At 73.8% G+C, this 16,592-nt stretch carries 13 protein-coding genes; 8 read left to right on the top strand and 5 right to left on the bottom strand.

Going from position 1 to position 16,592, the window contains the following annotated elements; genetic code table 11:
* Positions 1 to 26: 26 nt before the first annotated feature.
* Positions 27 to 1,427, bottom strand: coding sequence for a 2-oxoadipate dioxygenase/decarboxylase family protein (locus tag ACIBFB_RS08795; protein WP_397227867.1), 1,401 nt, complete (start codon positions 1,425 to 1,427; stop codon positions 27 to 29).
* A gap of 57 nt (positions 1,428 to 1,484) precedes the next feature.
* Positions 1,485 to 2,663, bottom strand: coding sequence for an NAD(P)/FAD-dependent oxidoreductase (locus ACIBFB_RS08790; RefSeq protein ID WP_397227865.1), 1,179 nt, complete (start codon positions 2,661 to 2,663; stop codon positions 1,485 to 1,487).
* Between the two features lie 182 nt (positions 2,664 to 2,845).
* On the opposite strand from ACIBFB_RS08790, the gene ACIBFB_RS08785 reads away from it, so the two are divergent.
* Positions 2,846 to 3,754, top strand: a complete 909-nt coding sequence (locus ACIBFB_RS08785) for a LysR family transcriptional regulator (protein WP_397227863.1) — start codon at positions 2,846 to 2,848, stop codon at positions 3,752 to 3,754.
* A 29-nt stretch (positions 3,755 to 3,783) separates the two neighbouring features.
* Here the strand turns inward: ACIBFB_RS08785 and ACIBFB_RS08780 are convergent, their stop codons facing one another.
* From ACIBFB_RS08780 to ACIBFB_RS08770, 3 genes are read right to left on the bottom strand one after another with little or no spacing between them, the layout of a single operon-like run.
* Complete coding sequence (locus tag ACIBFB_RS08780) at positions 3,784 to 4,644, bottom strand: ABC transporter ATP-binding protein (RefSeq protein WP_397227861.1); 861 nt, start codon at positions 4,642 to 4,644, stop codon at positions 3,784 to 3,786.
* A complete protein-coding gene (locus ACIBFB_RS08775; protein ID WP_397227859.1) occupies positions 4,641 to 5,747 on the bottom strand; it encodes a FecCD family ABC transporter permease in 1,107 nt (368 codons plus the stop codon). The genes ACIBFB_RS08780 and ACIBFB_RS08775 overlap by 4 nt, the downstream gene beginning before the upstream one ends.
* The gene (locus ACIBFB_RS08770) at positions 5,744 to 6,844 is read right to left on the bottom strand and encodes a FecCD family ABC transporter permease (protein ID WP_397227857.1); all 1,101 of its coding nucleotides are present in this window, start codon (positions 6,842 to 6,844) and stop codon (positions 5,744 to 5,746) included. Before ACIBFB_RS08770 ends, ACIBFB_RS08775 begins: the two co-directional genes overlap by 4 nt.
* A 174-nt stretch (positions 6,845 to 7,018) precedes the next feature.
* On the opposite strand from ACIBFB_RS08770, the gene ACIBFB_RS08765 reads away from it, so the two are divergent.
* From ACIBFB_RS08765 to ACIBFB_RS08735, 7 genes are all read left to right on the top strand, one after another.
* A complete protein-coding gene (locus ACIBFB_RS08765; protein WP_397227855.1) occupies positions 7,019 to 8,050 on the top strand; it encodes an ABC transporter substrate-binding protein in 1,032 nt (343 codons plus the stop codon).
* A 139-nt stretch (positions 8,051 to 8,189) separates the two neighbouring features.
* Positions 8,190 to 9,488: an alanine racemase gene (locus ACIBFB_RS08760; protein WP_397227853.1), complete on the top strand. Its 1,299-nt coding sequence runs from the start codon at positions 8,190 to 8,192 to the stop codon at positions 9,486 to 9,488.
* A 116-nt stretch (positions 9,489 to 9,604) separates the two neighbouring features.
* Complete coding sequence (locus ACIBFB_RS08755) at positions 9,605 to 10,177, top strand: GNAT family N-acetyltransferase (protein WP_397227851.1); 573 nt, start codon at positions 9,605 to 9,607, stop codon at positions 10,175 to 10,177.
* A 262-nt stretch (positions 10,178 to 10,439) separates the two neighbouring features.
* Positions 10,440 to 12,023, top strand: coding sequence for a pyridoxal phosphate-dependent decarboxylase family protein (locus ACIBFB_RS08750; RefSeq protein WP_397227849.1), 1,584 nt, complete (start codon positions 10,440 to 10,442; stop codon positions 12,021 to 12,023).
* Complete coding sequence (locus ACIBFB_RS08745; RefSeq protein WP_397227847.1) at positions 12,020 to 13,366, top strand: lysine N(6)-hydroxylase/L-ornithine N(5)-oxygenase family protein; 1,347 nt, start codon at positions 12,020 to 12,022, stop codon at positions 13,364 to 13,366. The genes ACIBFB_RS08750 and ACIBFB_RS08745 overlap by 4 nt, the downstream gene beginning before the upstream one ends.
* The gene (locus tag ACIBFB_RS08740; RefSeq protein ID WP_397227845.1) at positions 13,363 to 14,766 is read left to right on the top strand and encodes a hypothetical protein; all 1,404 of its coding nucleotides are present in this window, start codon (positions 13,363 to 13,365) and stop codon (positions 14,764 to 14,766) included. Before ACIBFB_RS08745 ends, ACIBFB_RS08740 begins: the two co-directional genes overlap by 4 nt.
* Positions 14,756 to 16,579, top strand: coding sequence for an IucA/IucC family protein (locus ACIBFB_RS08735; protein ID WP_397227843.1), 1,824 nt, complete (start codon positions 14,756 to 14,758; stop codon positions 16,577 to 16,579). The genes ACIBFB_RS08740 and ACIBFB_RS08735 overlap by 11 nt, the downstream gene beginning before the upstream one ends.
* The last annotated feature ends 13 nt before the right edge of the window (positions 16,580 to 16,592 follow it).

The following is a 16,592-nucleotide window of genomic DNA, read 5'->3' as shown; positions in this document are numbered from 1 at the left end:
GGAGTTCGTCGTCCTTTCTCCGTCGGTCACGGCCGTGATCCGGCGCGCGGGGCGGCGAGTTCGCCGCGTACGGTCTCCAGGGACCGTTCCCGCTGTCGTGCGTAGAGGTCGTAGGGGTCGTGCAGGGTGCGGTCCAGGACGCCGGACATCCACCGGGCGTCCAGCGCGGCGGCCCGTTGGGTGGTGTCCTTGGCGCCGTCGCCGGTCAGGTTCGACTGGAAGATCCCGGCCGCGGAGCGGGGCAGGAAGTCCTCGTAGACGATCGGCTCGGCCCGCACCCAGCCCTGGTCGACCAGGTCGGACAGGGACTCGGGGGGCGGGGCCGGGGAGGCGGGGCGGTCGGCGGCGGCGGAGTAGGTGAAGTAGGCCAGGCCCTCCCGGGCCAGCGCGTGCTCGGACCGGGGCAGGCGCTCGGACCACACCTCGACGGCGACGTCGGCGCGCCCGCGTCCCGTCCCGCGCCGTCGGCGGTCCACCTCGTCGACGAGCTCGTCGTAGAGTGCGCGGCCCTGCGGCGTCAGCGCGATCCCCCGCGCCTCGACCTCGCCGAACCGGACCCGCAGCGCCCCCTCGGCCACGGAGCCGTCCGCCTCGCGGAACCGGCGCGGCTCGGCCAGGGCGCGGAAGGAGGTCTGGCGCAGCAGCACGTCCGGCCCCTCCCAGCGGGGCGGACCCTGGATGTCGTCGATCATGGTGACGCCGAGCCGCGCCATCCGCTCGTACAGTTCGTCGATGTCGAGCACGCGCGGCGTGAGGTGGTTGATGTGCGTGCTCGCCACTCCGCCGATGTCGGCGGCGACGCTGGAGACGCGTTCGAGTTCGGCGTACCAGGCCCGGTCCACGGGTGCGGAGGACAGCTCGAAGGCGCGCACGGCCAGGTCGAGGAACCGCTCGGCGTCGGCCCGCGCCAGCCCTCCGTCGTGCTCGGCGCGTTCGGCCAGGGTGATCAGCTCCGGCGGGAACAGGCGGCGCCGGGCGAGGAACCCCTCCAGACGGTGCTGGAGATCGGCGTCGAAGAAGCGGCGGTCCGAGGGCGTCAGGACCGAGGTGAACACGCGGAACGGGTTGCGGGCGAGCTCGTCCTCGTCGATGGGCCGGAACGCGGTGGAGACCACCGGGACCGCGCTGGCGGCGGCTTCGCGCAGGTCGTAGAAACCGACCGGGTGCATGCCCAGGGCCGCGAAGACCTGGCCCACCTGGCGCAGTTCCTCCGGGGTTCCCACGCGGATCGCGCCGTGGCGCTCGGCGGTGACGCGGTCGATGCCGCCCAGCCGCTGGGCCCGCTCGGGGTCCTTGTCGAGCAGGTCCCGGTTGACCTCGTGGGAGATGTCCACGAGGGTCGTGTACGCGGGCACCTCCGTGCCGTACATGACGGATAGTCGTCTGGCGAATTCGGTGCGTAGTTGCCATGGCTGTGCATCGGTCATGTGCTTCCTCCCTGTCCCCATGTCGTGTCCGCTGTGCCCGGAAGCGGGCGGATCCGGTCAGACCACGTTGAACTCCCGGCGGAGCGGACTGGTGTCGAACCGCTCCACCGACAGCGATGCCACGTCCACGAACGGCGGCACGCCCAGGTACAGGTCGCGGATCACCTCACCGACCGCGGGCGCCTGGAGGAAGCCGTGCCCGGAGAACCCCGTCGCGTAGAGCAGGCCGTCCACCGAACGGCTCCGCCCGACCAGGGCGTTGCAGTCCGGGGTCATCTCGTACAGCCCCGCCCAGCCGTGGTCGACCGGCAGGCCGACCAGGTCCGGGGCGCAGACACGGGCCGCGTCGTCGAATCCGGCGAGCCACTCCCCGGAGTAGTCGGTGACGAAGCCGTACTCCTGCGCGGGGTCGGACATGCCCAGCAGCAGCCCGTCCTCGTGGTTGTGGAAGTACATCGACGTGGTGAAGTCGATGGTGAACGGGACGCGGGGCGGTGTGGGGCTCAGCGGCCGGGTGATCGCGATCTGCCGCCGCAGCGGCTCGACCGGGAGGTCGACCCCGGCCATCGCGCCCACCTGCTTCGACCAGGCCCCCGCCGCCACGATCACCGCGGAGGTCCGCACCGTGCCCCGGTCGGTCACCACGCCCCGGATGTCGCCCGCGCCGGTGGTCGTGATGTCGAGGACGGCGGTGTTCTCGAACAGACGCACCCCGCGGCTGGCCGCGGTGCGCAGGAAGCCCCAGGCGGCCTCCGCCGGCCGGGCGTGCCCGTCGTCGGGGGAGAACGCCGCGCCGAGGATGCCCTCGCCGGTGGCGTAGGGGCACAGGCGCCGCGCCTCGGCCGCGGAGACCATCCGGGTGGGCACGCCCAACTCGTTCTGCAATGCGACGTTGCGCTCGAACCGGGGAACGTCCTCCGGGTCGCGCAGCAGGAAGAGGTATCCCACCCGCTCCATCGAGATGTCCGCGCCGGTGGTCTCCCGGAGCCGCGCGAACGCCTCCAGGCTCCGGGCCCCCAGAGCGACGTTGACCGGGTCGGAGAACTGCGCCCGCACACCGCCGACGGGCTTGCCGGAGGACCCCGACGCCACCCGGTCGCGCTCGACCACGACCACGTCGGTGACGCCCGCCTCGGCGAGGTGGTGGGCGATGCTGGCGCCCATGATCCCTCCGCCGACCACGACGGCCTCCGCGCTCTCCGGAAGCCCGCCCCGACCAGCAACGTCAGCGTGCATGAGTCACCCCTCAGCGTCGACCGCACCCGGAACCATCACAGCGGCGGCGGAGTTCTCACAGGTGAGGACCCTCGTGACCCAGGTCACTCGACCGCTGTCCCCATAAGCTACGCTCCATGACGAATCAGGTCTATCGAATGTTCTTCGGGCTGATTGTTTAGGTTTCCTCAATGGATGTAACGATGGGTCAGCTCCGCGCCCTGCGCGAACTCGCGCGGTGCGGCACCATGGCGGCGGCCGCCGAGTCGCTGGGCTACACGACGGGCGCCGTCTCGCAGCAGCTCGCCAATCTGGAGAAGGCGACCGGCACCGCGCTGACGGCCAGGGTGGGGCGCGGGGTCCAGCTCACCCGCGGCGGCATGATCCTGGCCGAACACGCCGAACGGGTGCTCCAGGCGGTGACCGACGCCAGGCGGGCGCTGGACACCGAGAAGCGGGAGGTGGCCGGTGTCGTCCGCGTGGGCACGTTCGCCACGACCGCAGCCGCCCTGCTCGTCCCCACGATCACCAAGGCCCTCGCGCACTACCCGAAGCTGACCGTCACCAGCAGGGAGTTCAGCGTCGACGCGACACCGGCCGCCGTGCGCGACGGCGAGGTCGACCTCGCCCTGGGGATCGACTACCCCCACGCGCCCATACCCAGGGATTCCCAGACGGAGATCGTCCGGCTCGACACGGAGCGCTTCGGCCTGGCCGTCACGGCGCACCTGCACTCACCGTGCGAGATCCCGCTGGAGGCGGCGCGCGAGTGGCAGTGGATCCTGCCGCCGAAGGAGACCCAGTACGCCCGGGCGATCTACGCGGCCTGCCGGCTCTCCGGCTTCGAACCGCGGGTGGTGCACGAGGTCACCGACACCCGCACCTCCCTGGAACTCGCCGCCCAGGGGCTCGGCGTCACCCCCCTCACCTCCCTGATGGAGGACCTCCTGCACCCCAGCGGGCTGTGCCGGATCGAGCTGAGCGCCCCCGTCGAACGCCACATCGTGCTCGTGCGCCGCACCCAGCCGGTCCAGCCGGTGGCCGTCGCGGCCCTCACGGACCTGTTCACCGCCGTCGTCCACGAGGTACGCCAACGCACCTCCCGGACCTGATCCCCGCGACGCAGCTCCGCCTCGGCGCCCTAGGACACGCCGCCGCTCCGGCCCACGGGCACGACCATCGGCCCCCCGGTCACCGGGTCCTCCACGACCACGGCCTCCAGCCCGAACGCCTCCGCCAGCAGCCCCGGCGTCAGCACCTCGGCCGGCGGCCCGCACGCCACCACCCTGCCCTCGCGCATGGCGATGACGGTGTCGGCGTAGCGGGCGGCCAGGTTGAGGTCGTGCAGCACCATGACGATCGTCCGCCCGCCCTGCTGGTGCAGGTCGCGGACCAGGTCCAGCACGTCGACCTGGTGGACGAGGTCCAGGAAGGTGGTGGGCTCGTCCAGCAGCAGGAGGTCGGTGCCCTGCGCCAGCACCATCGAGATCCACGCCCGCTGGCGCTGCCCGCCGGACAGCTCGTCCAGCGGCGTGTCGGCCAACTCCAGCAGACCGGTCTGGGCCAGAGCGTCGGCGACGGCGCGGTGGTCGTCCCCCGACCACTGCCGGTACCAGCGCTGGGCGGGGTGGCGGCCCCGGGCGACGAGGTCGGCGACGGTCAGGCCGTCGGGGGCGGTCGGCTGCTGCGGCAGGATCCCCAGGACCTGGGCGACCTCCCGGGTGGGGGCGCGGTGGATGTCGCGTCCGTCGAGCTCGACCACGCCCGCACGGGGTCGCATGAGCCGCCCGAGGGCGCGCAGCATCGTGGACTTGCCGCATCCGTTGGGGCCGATGACGCAGGTGATGGTGCCCTCGACGATGTCGGCGTCCAGGCCGTCGACGATGGTGCGGTCGTCGTAGGCGAGGGTCAGGCCGCGGGCGCTGAGCCGGGCCCGGGCGCCGGGGCCGGCCTGGACGGCGGGGGCGTCGACGTGCGTGGTGTTGCCGTGGGTCGTGGTCACGCCTGGACCTTTCGGTTGCCGCGGACGAGCAGGTAGATGAGGTAGAGGGCGCCCAGACTGCCGGTGACCACGCCCACGGGGAGCTGGATGGTCGCGAACAGGTTCCGGGCGATGAGGTCGGCGCCGCACACGAGCCCGGCCCCGACCAGGGCGGACAGCAGGACCGGCGGGCGGGGCGCGCGGGCCAGCCGCAGGGCGATCTGCGGTGAGGCCAGGGCGACGAACAGGATGGGGCCGGCGGCCGAGGTGCCGAAGGCGGCGAGCAGCACCGCCAGGACCAGGAGTGCGGTCCGGCTCCGCTCCACCCGCACGCCCAGTCCCCGGGCGACGTCGTCGCCGTAGGCCAGGGCGTCCAGGGTGCGGGCCATGACCAGGGCGGCGGGCAGGCACACGAGCAGGGCCAGGGCGACGGGGACCGCGTTCGGCCAGGTGCGCATGGTGAGGCTGCCCGCGATCCACACCATGGCGCGACCGCTGTCGCTGACCTCGCCGAGGGTGAGCATCCACAGGGTGATGTTCATCAGGACCGCGGACATGCCCACGCCGACCAGGAGCAGCCGGTAGCCGTCCACGCCCGAGCGCCAGGCCAGCGCGTAGCACAGGACTCCGGCGGCCAGGCCGCTCGCCAGGGCGACGGCGGGCACGCCGATGTCGGCGAGGGGTCCGGTGACGATGCCGTAGCTGCCCCCGAAGGCCATGACCGCGACCACGCCCGCGCTCGCGCCGTGGGTGACGCCGAGCAGGTCGGGGCTGGCCAGCGGGTTGCGCATGATCGTCTGGGTGATCGCGCCGGCGGCGGCGAGGGCGGCTCCGGCGAGCAGACCGACCACGACGCGGGGCATGCGCACCCGCCAGATGGTGAAGTACTGGTCGCTGCTGGTGCCGACGACGTTGGCCCACACCTGCGGGACGGAGACGGGAGTGTCGCCCATGGCCAGGTTGAGGCTGACCAGGACGAGGATGGCCGCGCAGGCCAGGAGGGAGACGGTGAGCAGCCTCGGACGCACGGGGAGCGCGACCGGTCCCACGCGCAGGGCGCGTACCGTGCGCAGGCGCGCGGGGGCCTGGGTGCGGGGGTCGGTGGGGACGAGGGTGGAACTCATAGAGTCAGCAGTCTCCTGCGTCGGACGACGTAGACGAAGAACGGGGCGCCCAGGAGGGCGAGCACCACACCGACCTGGAGTTCCCCGGGCGGGGCCAGGAAACGGCCGAGCACGTCGGCGGCCATGAGCAGGATGGCGCCGAGGAGGGCGGAGTAGGGCAGCAGCCAGCGGTGGTCGGAGCCGACCATCGCCCGGGCCAGGTGCGGGACGATGAGTCCGACGAACGCGATCGGGCCGCAGGCGGCGACGGTCACGCCGGTGAGCAGGGTGATGGCGACCAGGCCGGTGGCCCGGGCCCGCCCGACGCGGAAGCCCAGGGCGCGGGCGGTGTCCTCTCCCAGGGCCAGGGCGTTGAGGGCGCGGGCGTTGGCCAGTGCCAGGACGACGCCGACGGCCACGAACGGGATCATCTGGGGGATGACCGAGGGGTCGCGGCCGGTGAGGGAGCCCACCCGCCAGAAGCGGAAGTCGTCCATGGTGGCCTGGTCGAGCAGGACGATCCCGGAGACCAGCGAGTACATGAGCCAGCTCACGGCGGTTCCGGCGAGGGCGAGGGTGATGGGTGTGGGTCCGCGGCCTGGCACGGAGCCGATGAGGTAGACGACCAGGGCCGCGACTCCGGCGCCCGCGAACGCCAGCCACGCCTGGGTGCGCAGGTCGGTGATGCCCAGGAAGTAGATCCCGAGGACCACCGCGAAGGCCGCGCCGAAGGTGACGCCGAGGATGCTGGGGTCGCCCAGGGGGTTGCGCGTGTGCCCCTGCATGAGCGCGCCGCCCAGACCGAGGCTGATCCCGGCGAGCAGGCCGAGCGCGGTGCGGGGCAGGCGGATCTCGTTGACGATGATGTCGGCCTCGTCACCGGCCGCGTGGGACAGCGCCAGCCACACGGTGCCGGGGTCGAGTGTGCGCGCTCCGATCAGGACGCTGCTCAGCGCCGCGAGCGCGAGCACCGCGGCGAGCAGGCCCAGACCGGCGATGCGGCGGGCGCGGCGGGCGCCGATCACCCCCGTGCGCGGAGGGTCGTCGGCGCCGGAGGCGGAGGGGCCCCCGGCCGTGGTGACGGGGCCGACCGTTCCGGCCCCGGGGGTGTCACTCACCCACTGCTCCCCTCATGACGAGGGCCAGGTAAACCTAACTTAGGTTTGCCTAGCCATACGATGATGATCTAAGTTTGCCACGTCCCAGCCTGGGACAACACATCGTCGGCGGCAGTGCCTCCCCCGTTCGCACGGTCGCCAGGACGCGTCCCGACCCCGATTGCGAGTTGCCTCATGACATCCTCCACCCTCCTGCGCCGCGCGGGACTTCCCGCCGTGGCCGTCGCCGCCGCCGTCAGCCTGCTCACCGCCTGCGGTGCGGCCGGGCCCGCTGACGACGCGTCCGACGACGGCGCGACCCAGGGCGGCTCCGCCGAGGGCTTCCCGCGCACCGTCGAGCACGCCATGGGATCGACCGAGATCCCGGACGCCCCCGGGCGGGTCCTGCCCCTGGACTCCACCTACGTCGACGCCACGCTCGCCCTGGGCGGCAACGTCGTCGGCTTCACGACCTTCTCCGAGGACACCCAGGAGCTGCCCGGCTACCTCGTCGACAGCGACTGGAACACGGGTACCTACGACGAGGCCACGCCGGTCGGCCTGCTGTGGGACATCAGCCCCGAGCTGGTCGCCCAGACGGAGCCTGACCTGATCCTGTCCGCCGAGGTGCGCCACGGCGACGGCTACGACCAGCTGAGCGAGGTCGCGCCGACCGTCATGTCGGAGACCACCGGCGCGACCTGGAAGGACAACCTGCGTCTGACCGCCGAGTCGCTGGGCGCCGAGGAGGAGGCCGAGGCCCTCATCACCGAGTTCGAGGAGCGGGCCGCCGCGATCGGCGAGGCCATCGTCGAGGCCGAGGGCGGCGAGGCGCCGACCGTCTCGATCGTGCGCTTCGCCGGCGACGCGGAGGGCGTGCGCCTGTACACCCGCAACTCCTACATCGGCGTGATCCTGGACGACCTGGGCCTGCCGTCCGGCGAGGGCACCTCCACCAACGCCGACGACATCGTCACCTACCACAGCCAGGAGCGCCTGCTCGACCTGGACGCCGACCGCATCTTCGTCGCCGCCTACGACGACGACGGCGCCGACGGCGTCGCCGAGCAGCAGGAGGAGTACTCGAACAGCCCGCTGTGGGACGAGCTGGAGGGCGAGAAGACCGAGGTCGACGACGCCCACTGGATCTCCGGCGTCGGCCTGATCGCCGCCCACGCGGTGCTCGACGACCTGGCCGAGACCTTCGGGGTCGACCCGCAGCGCTAGCGGCACCCGAACGACAGAGCACACCAGACGAGACCGTCTACGGGGCCCGTCCGTCGGTCGGCGAACGGGCCCCTCCGTCGTGTCGGACCCCGGGCACCCCGGGTGTCCGGGACGGCACACCGCACCGGAAGGATCCGCCGTGGAACCGCCCCGCTCCTTCGAGAACGCCCCCTGCCTGACGGCCGACCGGATCCCCGAGCGGGTGCGCGAGGCCGCCCACGGGCTCGCCGCCTCCCCCGGCTCCGGCTACGTCTACGACCCCGCCCTGGCCGCCGAGCGCGCGCGGACGCTGCGCGCCGCGCTGCCCGGCTGGGCGCGGGTGTACTTCGCCGCCAAGTCCAACGGGTTCGCCCCCGTGCTCGCGCACCTGGCCGAGGCGGTGGACGGGTTCGAGGCCGCCTCGCTGTACGAGGCGCGCGCCTGCCTCGCCTCGCTGGCCGAGCGCCGCCACGGCCCGCGACCGGGGCGGATCGCGGTGAGCGGCCCGGGCAAGACGCCCGAACTGCTGGCCGGTCTGGCCGGGCTGCGCGCCGAGGAGGGCGCGGACGTCGTCGTCAACGCCGAGAGCGAACTGGAGCTGCACCGGATCTCGGCGGCGGCGCGGGACGCGGGCACGGTCGTTCCGGTCACGCTGCGGGTGAACCCGGAGCGGGTGCCGGTGAGCGGCGCGTTGACCATGGGCGGAACGCCCGGCCCCTTCGGCGTGCCCGAACCGCTGGTGCCCTCGGCGCTGCGCACGGCCTCCCTGCTGCCCGGTCTGGACCTGGTGGGCTTCCACGTGCACGCGGTCAGCGGCAACACCGACGCCGTGGCGCACGCGGCGTACGTGCGCTGGTGCCTGGAGTGGGCGCGCGCGACGGCGAGGGCGCACGGCGTGGACCTGCGGGTCGTGGACGTGGGCGGAGGGCTGGGCGTGCCCTTCGAGGAGGGCGACACGGACTTCGACCTGGCGGCGTTCGGCGCCGCGCTCGCGGAGCTGGACGACCCGGGCGTGGAGGTCGTGTTCGAACCGGGGCGGTGGATCGCCGCGCCGACCGGCTGGTACGTGGCCCGTGTGACGGACGTGAAGTCGGCCTACGGCGGCCACTTCGCGGTGGTGCGGGGTGGGATCAACCACTTCCAGCTGCCGACCTCCTGGGAGATCCGCCACAACTTCGCGGTGCTGCCCGGCCGGGCATGGCCGTCGTCACTGCCCCGACCGGGGGTGGCCGGTGCGCCGGTGACCGTCTCCGGCGAACTGTGCACGCCCGAGGACGTGCTGGCGCGCGACGTGCGCGTGGAGTCCGTCCACGCCGGTGACGTGCTGGTGTTCCCGAACGCGGGCGCCTACGGACACGAGTTCGCGATGCCCGCGTTCCTGGCCCACCCGGGGGCACCGCGCGTGACGGTGAGCACCCGGAACGCGCCCGTCCGGGCTGTGGCGCCGAACACCCTCTAGTTCACAGGGTTGACATACTTAGGTAAGCCTGCCCTAATAAACGTGCTGGTCACCCCGCATCGGACCAGCCCGTGCCCCCCGTATCCGTACGATCCATCCCCCAACGAGGAGACCCCATGGCCACCTCAGCCCCGACCGCCACCCGGCTGGACCTGAGCAACCTCGCCGGCGCCGACGTCCTGGCCGATCCCAGCCCCTGGGTCGCGGCCTACGAGGAGGTCTACGCCCACGCCCTCCACCTTCCCGACCACAACGACCCCTCGTTCGGCGAACGGCTGGCCTTCAGCGCCGCCAGACCGGGCTTCCGGCTGACCGCCGGACACGTGGACGGCGAGCTCGCCGGGTTCGTCTACGGCTACACCCTCCCCGCCGCCACCGGCTGGTGGGACGGCTTCACCCCCGCCCCGGGCGTGGACGCCCAGGACATGACCGACGAGCGCCCCGGCCGCACCCTGGCCGTGTGCGAGGCGCTCATCCGCGCCCCCTTCCGGCGCAGCGGACTCGTCGAGCGGGGCCTTCCGCTGTTCCTCTCCGGCCGGCCCGAGGAGCGCGCCGCGTCCCTGGTGGCCGAGGGCAACAGCCAGGCCCTGAACCTGAGTCTGCGCAGCGGCTGGCGGCACGTGGGCGACCTGGCCCCGCACGACGGCTGGCGGCGCCACCACTGCCTGATCATGCCGCTGCGCGGCTGACCGTCCGGTTCGGGGTCCGGGCCGGAACCGGCCGGGCCAGCGGCCCGCCCCCGCCGACCGCCTCGGCCGAACCCGCCCAGCCAGGGTGGGCCAGCCCGCAGAGGCATCCGAGCCCACCCGCCCGAAGCGGACCGCCCCCAGCACGACCACGACAACCCGATCCCGACGACGCCAGCCGGCCTCCGTCCACGGCGGACGCCCCTGTCCGTGCCCGCCATCCGCGCGTTACCGACCCGTCACAGAAACGGAGTTCTGACGCCTCATGCACACCACGCCCAGGACCGGGCCCCCGACGACCGTCACCGACGCCGCCGACCGCCCCCTCCCCGACCTCACCCCCTCCGCTCTCGCCGGATCCCTCGGGCACGCCGGGGCGGCCAGCGGACCGGCCACCGTCGCCTCCCTCGTCGAGTCCGCCGCCCGAGCCCTGGTCGACTCCTCGGCCCGCCGCGGCGGCCCCCTGCCGGCCATGACCCCGCAGCAGGTGGCCGCCATGGTCGCCGACGCGCTGGACACCGTCCAGCCCGACGGCCCCGACCGCTCCGCCGAGGTACTGCACCGCCTCACCACCGCCCTCGCCGCGGGCACCGCCGACCCGGCCCACCCGCACTGCGCGGCCCACCTGCACTGCCCCCCGCTCGCCGTCGCCGTGGCCGCCGACACCGTCGCCTCGATCCTGAACCAGTCCCTGGACTCCTGGGACCAGGCTCCGGCCGCGACCGCCATGGAGACTCGGATCATCGCGGAACTGGCCGACCTGGCCGGATACGACGGGCAGCGGGCCGGCGGCGTGGTCACCTCCGGCGGCACCGAGTCCAACCTGACCGCGCTGCTGCTGGCACGCGACCACGCGCTGGCCGCCCGCTCCGGCCTCGACGCCACCCGCACGGGCGTGGCCGCGGCCGCGAACGGGGCGCTCCCCCGCATCCTGTGCGGCGAGGTCGCGCACTTCTCCGTCCAGCGGGCCGCCGCCCTGCTCGGCCTGGGCGAGGAGGCGGTCGTCACCGTCCCCGTCGACTCCGAGCACCGCATGCGTCCCGAGGCCCTGCGCCGGACCCTGCGCCGCCTGCGCGAGGACGGCGACCTCCCGGTCGCGATCGTGGCCACCGCGGGCACGACCGACCTGGGCGGCATCGACCCGCTGGCCTCGATCGCGCACATCGCGGCCGAGCACGGGGTGTGGCTGCACGTCGACGCCGCCTACGGTGGCGGCCTCCTGTTCTCCGACCGGCTGCGCGGCCTGCTGGACGGACTGGGGCGCGCCGACTCCGTCAGCCTGGACCTGCACAAGCTCGGCTGGCAGCCGGTGGCGGCGGGTGTCCTGCTCACCCGCGAGCGGGCCTCGTTCGCGCCGCTGTCGCGGTCGGTGTCCTACCTCAACCCGACCGACGACGAGGAGGCGGGCTACCCCAGCCTGCTCGGATACTCGCTGCGCACCACCCGGCGCGCGGACGTGTTCAAGATCGCCGTCACCTTGCGCGCCCTGGGCAGGAAGGGCCTGGGCCGCATGGTGGACGCCTGCCGCTCCCTGGCGCTGACGGCCAGCTCCCAGGTGATCGCCGCCCCGAAGCTGACCCTGGCCGCGGCCCCCTCCCTGACCACCGTCGTCTTCCGCTACGACGCGGGCCCCGACACCGACGCGGTCAACGCACGGCTGCGCCGCCGCCTCCTGGAACACGGGCAGGCCGTGGTGGGCCGCACCCACATCGACGGACGGGTCTGGCTCAAGCTGACCCTCCTCAACCCCGAGACCACCCCGAACGACATCGCCGCCCTGCTCGACCTCGTCGTCGCCGCCGGCGACGCCGAGTCCGCGGCCGTCCAGAACCCGGAGGACGCCCGATGACCGCCGCCCGGAACCCCACCGACCGAACCGGCGCCGCGCCGGAGGTCCACGACCTCGTGGGCGTCGGCCTGGGCCCGTTCAACCTGGCCCTGGCCGCTCTGGCCGACGCCGTCCCCGGGCTGACCGCCCGCTTCCTGGAGGCGCGCCCCGGCTTCTCCTGGCACCCGGGCCTGCTGCTGGAGGGCGCCCGCCTCCAGGTTCCGTTCCTCGCCGACCTGGTCACGCTCGTCGATCCCACCAGCCGGTGGTCCTTCCTGTCCTACCTGCGCGAGCACGACCGGCTCTTCCCCTTCTACTTCACCGAGAACTTCCACGTCCCGCGCCGCGAGTACGACGACTACTGCCGCTGGGTGGCCGGGAGCCTGGACTCGTGCCGCTTCGACGCCCGGGTGCGCTCGGTGCACCACGACGACGGCGTGTTCGCCATCGAGCACGAGGACTCCTCCGGCGCCGTGCACACCGTGCGCGGCCGCGCCCTGGTCCTGGGCATCGGCACCGAGCCCGTCCTGCCCGAGGCGCTGCGCGACCTGGCGGGCAAGCGGGTGTTCCACGCCGCCGAGTACCTGGACCGGGTCCCGGGTCTGGCCGGAGCGCGCGACCTGACCGTGATCGGGTCCGGGCAGTCCGGCGCCGAGGTCTTCCTCGACCTGCTGCGCTCCCCCGCGCACGCCGGCACCCGCGTGCACTGGCTGACCCGCTCGCCCGCGTTCGCGCCGATGGAGTACTCCAAGCTCGGCCTGGAGCACTTCACCCCCGACTACACCCGCTACTTCCACGCCCTGCCCCAGCCGGTGAGGGACGGCCTGGTGCCCTCCCAGTGGCAGCTGTACAAGGGCATCAGCGCCGACACCATCTCCGACATCCACGACGCGCTGTACGAGCGCGGCGTGGCCGGAGCGCCGGTCGACGCGACCCTGCGCGCCCACTGCGAACTGCTGGAGGCCCGCGAGGACGGCGACCGCCTGGCGCTGACCTTCCGCCACCGCGAGCAGGACCGGGTGTTCACCACCCGCACCGACGGCGTCGTGGCCGCGTCCGGGTACGCCCAGCGCCGACCGGACTTCCTGGAGCCGGTCCTGAAACTCATCGAGACCGACGGGCGGGGCCGGTTCGCGATCGACGCCGACCACCGGCTGCGCACCGACCCCGCGATCACCGCGCCGATCCACGTGCAGAACGCCGAGCTGCACACGCACGGCGTCGGCGCCCCCGACCTGGGCCTGGGCGCGTGGCGGGCCGCCGGCATCCTCAACAGCGTCACCGGCAGGACCGTGTACCGGCTGCCCGAGAGGACCGCCTTCACGTCCTTCGGCGCGCCCGACGCCCCGGAGGACCGCGAGTGACGGCCCCCGCCTTCCGCCGCCTGTACCTGCTCGTCATCGTCCTGCACCTGGTGTCGGACGTGGCGTTGAGCCCCTTCTACCCCCAGCTCTTCGAGCGGCTGTTCGGCGTCACGGACATGTCCGCGACCGGAACCTACATCTGGGTGTGCCGGGTCACCGCCCTGGCCGCGATGCCGCTGTGGGGGCTGGTGGCGCGCCGCTTCTCGATGGCGTCGCTGGTCACCTGGGGTCTGGTGGTCGCGGCCGCCCTGGAGCTGATGATCGCCGCCGCGCCGACCTACACGGTCTTCACGGTGCTGTCCGCGGTGCAGGTGGCGGTCACCATGTCCTTCGCGCTGGCCTACCCGGCCTTCGTGGGCAGCGGGAACGACCGGATGCGCGACGTCACGGCGCACACCTACATCATCAACGTCGGGACGGTGACCGCCACCGTCCTGGGCGCGGGGATCATGGCGCTGCCCAACCCGCGCTGGGGCATCGCCGCGTGCGCGCTGCTGTACGTGGCGCTGGCCGTGCTGTGCCACCGCCACCTGCCGCGCGGCCGCGCGGCCGAGCCCGCGATCAGGGACGACGCGGAGCCCCGGACCGACGGCGCGGCCCCGTCCCGGTCGGCCGACGGCGCGCGCCCCGCCCGCCTGCGGGCGCGCCCGGCCCTGCTGCTGCCGCTGGTGGCGGTGTGCGCCGCCGTGCTGGCCGCCGAGTCGGCCCGCCTGGTGGTCCGGCCGTTCTTCACCCTCTACGCCGAGGGCTCGGGGATCGACCCCGCGGTGGCCGCCGCCCTGTTCCTCCTGCCGCAGCTGACCGTGCTCGCGGTGCTGCCGTTCGCCGGTCGCGTCCACGCCCTGCTGGGCAGGGCCCTGCTGCCGATCGCGTGCGCGATCGCGGCGCTGGGGCTGTTCGTCCAGTTCCTGTCGCCGGACCTCGCCCTCCTCGCCCTGGGCCGGGTGGTCTTCGGCGTCGGACTCGGTCTGGGCCACGTCGCCCTGGACCTGCGGGTGTTCGCGGTCACGCGGGCGCGCGGCCCGGCCTTCGCCGCCGTGGAGACCGTGCGCGTGGGCGCCACCCTGATCAGCCCGCTGCTGGCGACCGGACTGGCCACCACCGGACTCGCGCTGCCGCTGGCCGTCGGCGCAGCGCTGTTCGCGGTCCTGTCGCTCCTGCTCATCGCCCTGCCCGAGGGGCCGTCCGGCAACCCTGCGACGACAGGCGACCCCGCAGCACCGGAGGCCGCGGTCCCGGAGGAAGACCCAGTGCCCCACGGGGACCGCACGTCCCACACCGCCCACGCGACCCCGACCGTCCCCGCACACCCGACCGCCGCCGACCCCGCACCCGCCGCCCCGCGCGACCACCAGCCGTCCGCGCGGGACCGCGAGGAGGAGGACCAGCATGTCCACTGACACCACCGCGCCGCCCGAGGCGACCGGAGCCGCCGACCACCCCGACGCGCGCGTCTGGCGCGAGGCGGGACGCCGCCTGCTCGCGCGGGTCATCGCCGAGACCGCCTACGAGGAGATGGTGGTGCCCGCCCCCGCCGAGCGGGACGGCGACGGCGACCCCGCGTGGTCGCTGGCGGTCGACGGCGGCGTCGAGTACCGGTTCACCGCCCGCCGGGGCGGGTTCGGCTCCTGGCACGTCGACCCCGGCTCCCTGACCCGGACCACCCCGGAGGGCACCGCGCGGGCGTGGGACCCGACCGTGTTCGTCACCGACGCCCAGGAGACCGTGGGCCTGCCCGGCGACTCCCTGGCCGACGTCGTCCGCGACCTTCTGGCGACCCACACCGCCGACGCCCGCCTGCTGGCCGCCACCCCGGGCGCCGCCGCCCTGGCCGACCTGGCCTACGAGGACCTGGAGGGCTACCAGACCGGGCACCCGTGCATGTTCCTCAACAAGGGCAGGCTCGGTTTCTCCGCCTCCGACGCCGGCCTGTACACGCCCGAGGCGCGCGGGGCCTTCCACCTGGTGTGGATCGCCGTCCACCCCGACCTGGGCCGCTTCCAGACCATGCCCGGAACCGACCGGCTCCGCCTGGTCGAGGAGGAGCTCGACGCCGACCAGCGCGCCGACTTCGCCGAGGCCGTGCGCGCCCGCGGCGGCGACCCGAACGCCTACCTGTGGCTGCCCGTGCACCCCTTCCAGTGGGACGAGGTCGTGGCGCCGCTGTTCGCTGCCGAGATCGCCCAGGGGCGGGTGGTCGAACTCGGCCGCAGCCGGGACCGCTACCGCCCCTTCCAGTCCATCCGCACCCTGATGAACCTGGACCGGCCGCACCGGCGCAACGTCAAGGTGCCGCTGATGATCCGCAACACCCTGGTGTGGCGGGGGCTGTCGGGCACCCAGACCGCGTGCGCGCCGCACACCAGCGCCTGGCTCCAGTCCCTGGTGGCGCGCGACGACTTCCTGCGCGAGGAGTGCGGGGTCGTCATGCTGGGCGAGGCCGCCTCCGCGACCGTCCCGCACCCGGTCTTCGACCGCCTCCCCCAGGCGCCCTACCGGTTCAACGAGCTGCTCGGCGCCATCTGGCGCGAGCCGGTGCACAACAGCCTGGAGGAGGGCGAACGCGCCCGCACCATGGCGTGCCTGCTGCTGGAGGGCACCGACGGGCGGGCGATGGTCGCCGAGCTGGTCGCGCGCTCGGGGCTGGACGCCGAGGAGTGGCTGCGCCGCTTCGTCTCGGCGCTGTTCCCGCCCGTGCTGCACTACCTGTACCGGTACGGCGCGTCGTTCACCCCGCACGGCGAGAACGTCGTGCTCATCTTCGACGAGGCCGACGTGCCGGTGCGCATCGCCCTGAAGGACTTCGGCTCCGACGTCGAACTGCTCCCCTTCGACCTGCCCGAGTACGCGGAGATCCCCGACCACGTGCGCGCGATGCTGCACCGCTGGGAGCCCGGCGAGCTGGCCCACTCGGTGCTGTCGGCGATCTGCGCGGGACACCTGCGCTACCTCGCCGACATCGCCCAGCGCCAGCTCGGCGTCTCCGAGGAGCGCCTGTGGGCACTGGCGCGCGAGCAGGTCGTCGCCTACCACGGGCGCTTCCCCGAGCTGGCCGAGCGCTTCGCGTGGTTCGACCTGCTGGCTCCCCGGGTGGGGCGGGTCGCGCTCAACCGCGAGCAGCTCATGGGCGGAGGCTTCCACGACCGCGCCGAGCGCGACGCCGAGTTCGACGTCATGCACGGCATGGTGGACAACCCGCTCGCCCGATCCTGAACCACTCTCCCGT

Origin of the sequence: Nocardiopsis sp. NPDC050513 (assembly GCF_044457925.1) — a bacterium.
Lineage (GTDB): Bacteria > Actinomycetota > Actinomycetes > Streptosporangiales > Streptosporangiaceae > Nocardiopsis.
Note: the sequence above shows the minus strand (reverse complement) of the source record. Positions and strands in the feature narration are given on the sequence as shown.

Coding starts and splice junctions, on each gene's coding strand:
- ACIBFB_RS08750 (WP_397227849.1), top strand. CDS start 10,440: ATGCACACCACGCCCAGGACCGGGCCCCCGACGACCGTCACCGACGCC.
- ACIBFB_RS08795 (WP_397227867.1), bottom strand. CDS start 1,427: ATGACCGATGCACAGCCATGGCAACTACGCACCGAATTCGCCAGACGA.
- ACIBFB_RS08790 (WP_397227865.1), bottom strand. CDS start 2,663: ATGCACGCTGACGTTGCTGGTCGGGGCGGGCTTCCGGAGAGCGCGGAG.
- ACIBFB_RS08765 (WP_397227855.1), top strand. CDS start 7,019: ATGACATCCTCCACCCTCCTGCGCCGCGCGGGACTTCCCGCCGTGGCC.
- ACIBFB_RS08735 (WP_397227843.1), top strand. CDS start 14,756: ATGTCCACTGACACCACCGCGCCGCCCGAGGCGACCGGAGCCGCCGAC.
- ACIBFB_RS08785 (WP_397227863.1), top strand. CDS start 2,846: ATGGGTCAGCTCCGCGCCCTGCGCGAACTCGCGCGGTGCGGCACCATG.
- ACIBFB_RS08755 (WP_397227851.1), top strand. CDS start 9,605: ATGGCCACCTCAGCCCCGACCGCCACCCGGCTGGACCTGAGCAACCTC.
- ACIBFB_RS08775 (WP_397227859.1), bottom strand. CDS start 5,747: ATGAGTTCCACCCTCGTCCCCACCGACCCCCGCACCCAGGCCCCCGCG.
- ACIBFB_RS08745 (WP_397227847.1), top strand. CDS start 12,020: ATGACCGCCGCCCGGAACCCCACCGACCGAACCGGCGCCGCGCCGGAG.